We start from the raw sequence: 7,045 nt of genomic DNA on the forward strand, positions 1-7,045 counted from the left end.
TTTCAATGTCCCGGAAAGGATACTCGTCAGGCGTATTCAATAATAACACGCGGATGTTATTGTTTTTCCTGCTCAAAGTATCTTGCCAGTAATGGATGAGCTTTTTATCCGCTTCCATCATATCGACTAAAACAATGCAGCTGGAAGAGATATCATCCAGAGAACGCTGAATATTATGCAGTTTTCCGGAGAGGGCCAGAGATTGTTTTAAATGCTGCAATAATGCTGTAGCTTGCAGGGATGGTTTGGTGATCAACAATAATGTATGACCATGAATACTATGGAATTCATTAAACATGATGAAACCCCACTTTTTTAGTCGCACATCTGACAGTTGCCTGCAGAAATGAGGCACCAGAAGTACTGACAGATGTTGCACTGCTGTGTGTAGTAAAATAAGAATCAGCCCGAACGGGGCAAATATTAATACAAATGAACTACAACTGATTTCAATCTAGCCATTACAAATCTTAAAGCAAGTGTTAAACATGTAACGGAATGTAAAAATATATATTAATTTGTTATCTTAAGGCTTTTTTTAAGTTTAGATTTGATAGTAAAGTTGTACATCCAGCCGTTATTGCACAGATTTAAAAAATCATACAAATTATATTAATTAATTGAATTTAAAGTAATAAACACAATTCGCTCTGGTGCTTCATCAGTGTGGTAATTGCTCAGTGATGACATTCGCCGGCGTCGTGCATTTTGATGACGAAAAAAACGAGGCTTGTCACGACTTGATCATCTCTCTCTTCTTCGAGCGTACAACATAGCCTGGAAAGTCCACTTTACAGCCTGCTGACTGACGGCGAGAAAAAGCACTACCGATAATCGTGAAGAAAATAAAATAAGCGCAAATAACAGGCTATTCCTGCCCTGTTTAGTACTTTGGTGTGAGCGAAAATATAAAAATACCACTGGCGGGTGAGTTATTTAAAATGTTTCCGCAGACATACTCTTCATCGTAACGCGGCGTTAACAAATTACGTTTAGCGTTAACAGGAAAATTGATGAGAACGTTATTTTCTCGATGTGCGACCAGGTCCAGGGTGACAACATGAAAAACAAATTGTTATTTATGATGTTAACAGTACTGGGTGCGCCTGGAATTGCTTCCGCAACAAGTTATGATTTAGCGCATTCCGAATATAACTTTGCGGTAAATGAATTAAGTAAGTCTTCATTTAATCAGGCAGCCATTATTGGTCAAGTGGGCACGAATAATAGTGCAAAGATGCGCCAGGAGGGCTCTAAACTTTTGTCGGTAGTTTCACAAGAAGGTGGAAGTAACCGGGCCAAAGTTGACCAATCAGGAGCTTATAATTTTGCGTATATTGCTCAGTCGGGTCATTCCAATGATGCCAGTATATCGCAAAGTAATTACGGTAATACTGCGATGATTATCCAGAAAGGTTCTGGAAATAAAGCAAATATTACTCAGTATGGTACGCAAAAAACAGCAGTTGTAGTGCAGAGACAGTCGCAAATGGCAATTCGCGTTATTCAACGCTAATCCATTGACGACGCTTAAATCAATCCGATGGGGGTTTACCATGAAACTTTTACAAGTGGCAGCATTTGCAGCAATCGTGGTTTCTGGCAGTGCTCTGGCTGGTTCTGTTCCGCAATGGGGCGGCGGCGGTGGTGGCGGCGGCGGGAGCAGCTCCGGCCCGGAATCGACCCTGAGCATTTATCAGTCAGGAGTCAATAACGCCGCGCTTGCGCTGCAAAGCGACGCTCGTAAATCTGATACGACCATTCATCAGAATGGCTTTGGTAACGGCGCAGACGTGGGCCAGGGCTCAGATAACAGCACCATCGATCTGACTCAAAACGGCTTCAAAAACAACGCCACCATCGATCAGTGGAACGGCAAAAATTCGGACATTACTGTGAGCCAGTATGGTGGACATAACGCCGCACTGGTGAACCAGACTGCGTCCGATTCCAGCGTTCTGGTGCATCAGGTTGGTTTTGGCAACAACGCCACCGCTAACCAGTACTAATTCAGTTTATGTGCTGACGATAAACAGGGCGAAAGCCCTGTTTTTTTTCGGGAGGACATCATGAACACCTTATTACTCCTTGCGGCGCTCTCTAATCAGATAACGTTTGCAACCACCCAGCAAGGCGACATTTACACGATTACGCCGCAGGTCACCCTGACACAACCCTGTGTGTGCCAGGTGCAAATTTTAGCCCTTCGTGACGGCGTGGCGGGGCAAAGTCAGTCACGACAGAAAAAGACCCTTTCTCTACCCGCTAATCAGGCCATTGATTTGACCAGACTCAGTTTAAATATCTCTGCACAAGACACCGTCAAAATCGTGGTTACGGTTTCTGACGGCCAGTCGCTGCATTTATCGCAACAATGGCCGCCCTCTGCGAAACCGTCATAACTGACTGACAATTAATGCGTCGATGCTGGCAGAAGCGAGGTGGCTGAACTATGTATAGAGTGACGCGGAATGCGTGACTCCCGGGCCTGTCGCCGTCAGGGAATACATCACCCCCTCAAGGATGAATACTCATTGAGGAAAGCATCATGCTGTTACCTGTCACGCGTAAAACAAGCCTTCCGCTGCTCGCGCTTCTTGCCCTGTTTTCTTTTACCGCAATGGCGGATGCGGGAGGACAGGGCGGGGTGATTCATTTCACCGGTCAAATCGTAGAACCGCCCTGCAATGTGAGTCTGGAGCAACAGCGCCTTGCAATGTCGTGCTTTAACACGGGGCGCACGCAAACCCGCTATTACTCACCCCAGGAACTGCTAAAAGCACCACAACACTTCAAGCAGATCGCCGCAGTTAACTTGCACTATCTGGATGAGAAGAAAAAACTGGCGGTGATGGACATCAGCTACCGCTAAACAGGTCATTCAGACAAACAGACGAAAAAAGCGATTTCAGGGTATCCCCTGCTGTACACTTACAGAATAGAGTGACGCAAGGAGGTTCTATGGAATCGCGTATTCATGTTATCCAGGGGGATATCACCACGGTCGCGGTTGATGTCATCGTCAATGCCGCAAACGCCTCGCTGATGGGAGGCGGAGGTGTTGATGGGGCAATCCATCGCGCTGCGGGCCCCGCCTTACTGGAAGCCTGCATGAAAGTCAGACAGCAGCAGGGCGAGTGCCCGACGGGCCATGCGGTGATCACGCTTGCCGGAAACCTCCCCGCTAAAGCGGTCATTCATACCGTCGGCCCGGTCTGGCGTGGCGGCGAGCATAACGAAGCGCAACTGCTACAGGATGCGTACGTTAATAGCCTGAATCTGGCGCTGGCCAATGGCTACGCGTCCATTGCCTTTCCGGCAATCAGTACCGGAGTTTACGGCTATCCACGAGCCGCCGCCGCTGAAATTGCGCTGAAAACCGTTTCGGAATTTATTACCCGCCGCGCTTTGCCTGAGCAGATATACTTTGTCTGTTATGATGACGAAACAACCCGACTCTACCAGCGTCTACTTACCCAACAAGGCGATGAATGAGCTGACTCGCCTCGCCCGCGCCACGCGTCCTCTGTGCGACAATCACCCCGGAGAGTGCGGCATTCTTGCGCTCGATAACAGTCTGGACGCCTTTGCCGCCCGTTACCGGCTGGCGGAAATGGCGGAGCGCACGCTGGATGTTCAGTACTATATCTGGGAAGACGACATGTCCGGGCGACTGCTGTTCGCTGTTCTTCTGGCGGCGGCGAAACGTGGTGTCCATGTGCGCCTGTTGCTTGATGACAACAACACGCCAGGGCTGGATGACACTCTGCAACTGCTCGATGCCCATCCCAACATTGAAGTTCGCCTGTTTAATCCTTTCTCTTTTCGCATGCTACGGATGCTGGGTTATCTGACCGATTTCGCCAGGCTAAACCGACGGATGCATAACAAAAGCTATACCGCAGACGGTGTTGTCACCCTGGTGGGCGGGCGAAACATTGGCGATGCCTATTTTGGCGCGGGCGAGGAGCCGCTGTTCTCCGATCTGGACGTGATGGCCATCGGACCCGTCGTCAGGGAGGTTGCTGAGGATTTCGAACGCTACTGGCATTGCGCGTCGGTTTCGACGTTGAAATCGGTACTGGCACTCTCCGAGCAAGAGATCACCGAACGCATTGAGCTACCCGACGCCTGGTACAACGATCCCATCACCCGTCGATATCAGCATAAACTGAAAACCAGCCCGTTTATGACCCATCTCGATCGCGGAACGCTACCGCTTATCTGGGCGAAGACCCGGCTGTTAAGTGACGATCCCTTAAAAGGCCAGGGGAAAGCGCAGCGCCACTCTTTACTGCCACAACGACTGTTTGACGTGATGGGGTCGCCGACGGAGCGGATTGACATTATTTCTGCCTATTTTGTCCCGACCCGTGCAGGCGTCGCGCAGTTGCTGAAACTGGTGCGTAAAGGCGTCAAAATTGCGATTCTCACCAATTCATTAGCCGCCAATGATGTCGCGGTGGTACATGCTGGTTATGCGCGCTGGCGGAAGAAACTACTGCGTTATGGTGTCGAGCTCTATGAACTAAAGCCGACGCGTGAACGTCAGGTGGTACTGCACGACAGGGGGCTTACGGGGAACTCCGGTTCCAGCCTGCATGCCAAAACGTTCAGTATTGACGGGCGTAAGGTGTTTATTGGTTCACTGAATTTTGATCCCCGTTCCACGTTGCTGAACACGGAAATGGGATTTGTGATTGAAAGCGAGACGCTGGCGACGCTTATCCATAACCGGTTCATTGAGAGTCAACGCGATGCGGCCTGGCAATTACGCCTCGATCGCTGGGGGCGAATTAACTGGGTGGATCGGCAGCAGGACGAAGAACTGGTGTTAAAAAAAGAACCCGCCACAGGATTCTGGAAGCGGGTTCTGGTGCGACTGGCGACGCTATTGCCTGTCGAGTGGCTGCTTTAACGTGGTCGCGGGCATTAGCCGGTCACTTTTTTGCTTTGTTCCTGTCTGACCGGTGGTTTGCCGGAGAACAGGAATTTAAGCAGCGGAATGCGCAAATGAATCTCATACAATACCAGTGCGATGCCAACCACAAAGATCAGCCCGCAGATAAAGCCCAACAGATTCGAGGTAATATGTGGCGTAATATAGGCGCCGAAAAACAGTGTTAAGGGATGGTGTACCAGATAAATAAACAGTGACGCATTCACAAAATAGGTGACGCGGGCTGACTGGAAATTGAGTAAACGGTGGCCGAGAGAAAACACCACATTGACCATCCATAATCCTAGCACCATGGTGATGACATATTCCGTTTCGTACATCCAAGCATCGCCACTGCCGTAACGCTGATTCAGCAAATAGGCGATGAAAGCAAAAGCCGCCGCCAGCGTACATCCCCGGGAAGGGGTGGTGAAAAGCGCTTTAAGCTCGGGTGAGATAAAGGCCAGCGCACCCAGCATAAAGAAAGGCACATAAAAAAGCGTTTGCATCACCACGAAATTAAACAAGCCGTCGCTGAGAATGGGTGGGTAAACAATGAACAGCGTCCGCCGTATCACCGCATAACCAATACCCAGTAAGAAGAAGATGAACGTCAGTTTGCCCATCGACACGGCGGCCAGCCGTTTTTTTTCCGCTTTCTCCAGGTTTTTTCGCATCCGGGTAAATATCCACAGACTGACGGTGGTTAATACCACCAGAACCAGTAAAAACCAGAGATGAGAAATTAATTCCCAGGCCAGCGTGTTGTATTTTTCATACAGTGAGAGCGTCTGCCAACTGTCGGCTTTTCCTTTGACGTATTGCAGCATAATAAATTGCGGCAACGTCAGCAGGGGAATAGCCGTAAGCATCGGAATGCCTACGCGCTCAACGCGTACTTTCCACCAGCGTTTCAATGGATAACGCAGGAATAACATGTACGAAAAATAACCGGAAATAACGAAAAAGACCTGCATCCGGAATGAATGGATAAAATCGTTAAACAGAGTCAGCCACCATGAGGGCTCGGCGCTGTTCACATGCCAGGTATGGCCGGAATAGATCAATGAGATATGGAAGGGAATACCCAACAACATCAGCCAGGCGCGGATGGAGTCAAGAAAATATTCACGCTGTGCGGGTACGGGATTCATAAAGGTTTTCGTATTCTCAGATTCTCAGACTAATCGTCTTATCGGTAAGGCGTTTACTCGTTACAGTCGGTGGCAACCCTACACCAAGTACAACGACCTGTCTCCAGGATAAGCACGCAAAGTGAAAAAGGGCCCGGCGAGGCGTCTAAACCATGAGCCAGCGTGCTGAACAATGCAGGGATTCAGTTGTCCTAATGCCTGATTATCCATTAAAATAGATCGGATCGATATAAGCACACAAAGGGGGAAGTGCTTACTAATTATGAAACATAAACCACAAATGATGAAAATGCGTTGGTTGGGTGCGGCAGTCATGTTAACGCTGTACACGTCGTCGGCCTGGGCCTTCTCCATCGATGATGTTGCAAAGCAAGCTCAATCCTTAGCCGGTAAAGGCTATGAGGCGCCAAAAAGTAACTTGCCCTCCGTTTTCCGCGACATGAAATATGCGGACTATCAGCAGATCCAGTTTAATCGCGACAAAGCATACTGGAGCAATCTCAAGACCCCATTCAAGCTCGAGTTCTACCACCAGGGTATGTACTTCGACACGCCGGTCAAAATCAATGAAGTCACGGCAACTACGGTTAAAAGAATCAAATACAGCCCGGACTACTTCAATTTCGGCGACGTTCAGCATGATAAAGACACGGTAAAAGATCTCGGCTTTGCGGGTTTCAAAGTGTTGTACCCGATCAACAGCAAAGACAAAAACGATGAAATCGTCAGCATGCTTGGCGCAAGCTACTTCCGCGTCCTGGGGGCCGGTCAGGTGTATGGCCTTTCTGCGCGCGGTCTGGCTATTGATACCGCGCTGCCTTCAGGTGAAGAATTTCCCCGCTTCCGTGAGTTCTGGATCGAACGTCCGAAACCAACTGACAAGCGCCTGACGATTTATGCCTTACTGGACTCTCCGCGTGCGACCGGTGCCTATCGTTTTGTGATAATCCCT

The 7,045-nt window shown here is 49.1% G+C and carries 7 protein-coding genes and 2 pseudogenes; 7 read left to right on the plus strand and 2 right to left on the minus strand.

Annotated elements, in window-relative coordinates:
- Window positions 1-298, minus strand: a pseudogene (locus tag AB7E14_RS17820) (biofilm master transcriptional regulator CsgD); the annotation flags it as partial.
- Window positions 299-1,060: 762 nt separating this feature from the next.
- Here AB7E14_RS17820 and csgB point away from each other — a divergent pair.
- From csgB to AB7E14_RS17850, 6 genes are all read left to right on the plus strand, one after another.
- Window positions 1,061-1,516 (plus strand): curli minor subunit CsgB, encoded by a 456-nt coding sequence (gene csgB, locus AB7E14_RS17825; RefSeq protein ID WP_044327400.1) that lies wholly within the window; start codon window positions 1,061-1,063, stop codon window positions 1,514-1,516.
- A gap of 40 nt (window positions 1,517-1,556) precedes the next feature.
- Window positions 1,557-2,009 (plus strand): curli major subunit CsgA, encoded by a 453-nt coding sequence (csgA, locus tag AB7E14_RS17830; protein ID WP_044258048.1) that lies wholly within the window; start codon window positions 1,557-1,559, stop codon window positions 2,007-2,009.
- A 60-nt stretch (window positions 2,010-2,069) separates the two neighbouring features.
- Entirely contained in the window at window positions 2,070-2,402 is a 333-nt protein-coding gene (gene csgC, locus AB7E14_RS17835) for a curli assembly chaperone CsgC (protein ID WP_044327394.1), read from the plus strand.
- A 146-nt stretch (window positions 2,403-2,548) separates the two neighbouring features.
- Window positions 2,549-2,872, plus strand: a complete 324-nt coding sequence (locus AB7E14_RS17840; RefSeq protein WP_044327395.1) for a type 1 fimbrial protein — start codon at window positions 2,549-2,551, stop codon at window positions 2,870-2,872.
- An 89-nt stretch (window positions 2,873-2,961) separates the two neighbouring features.
- Window positions 2,962-3,495, plus strand: coding sequence for an O-acetyl-ADP-ribose deacetylase (gene ymdB / locus AB7E14_RS17845; protein WP_058587917.1), 534 nt, complete (start codon window positions 2,962-2,964; stop codon window positions 3,493-3,495).
- Window positions 3,437-4,918 carry a phospholipase D family protein gene (locus AB7E14_RS17850; protein WP_044266054.1) on the plus strand — a complete coding sequence of 494 codons (1,482 nt, stop codon included), beginning with the start codon at window positions 3,437-3,439 and terminating at the stop codon, window positions 4,916-4,918. Before ymdB ends, AB7E14_RS17850 begins: the two co-directional genes overlap by 59 nt.
- A gap of 14 nt (window positions 4,919-4,932) precedes the next feature.
- Here the strand turns inward: AB7E14_RS17850 and mdoC are convergent, their stop codons facing one another.
- Window positions 4,933-6,093 carry a glucans biosynthesis protein MdoC gene (gene mdoC, locus AB7E14_RS17855; RefSeq protein WP_044327397.1) on the minus strand — a complete coding sequence of 387 codons (1,161 nt, stop codon included), beginning with the start codon at window positions 6,091-6,093 and terminating at the stop codon, window positions 4,933-4,935.
- Between the two features lie 280 nt (window positions 6,094-6,373).
- Between mdoC and mdoG the strand changes: the two are divergent.
- Window positions 6,374-7,045: pseudogene (mdoG, locus tag AB7E14_RS17860) on the plus strand (glucans biosynthesis protein MdoG); the annotation flags it as partial.

This window comes from Citrobacter sp., from assembly GCF_050252275.1.
Lineage (GTDB): Bacteria > Pseudomonadota > Gammaproteobacteria > Enterobacterales > Enterobacteriaceae > Citrobacter_A > Citrobacter_A amalonaticus.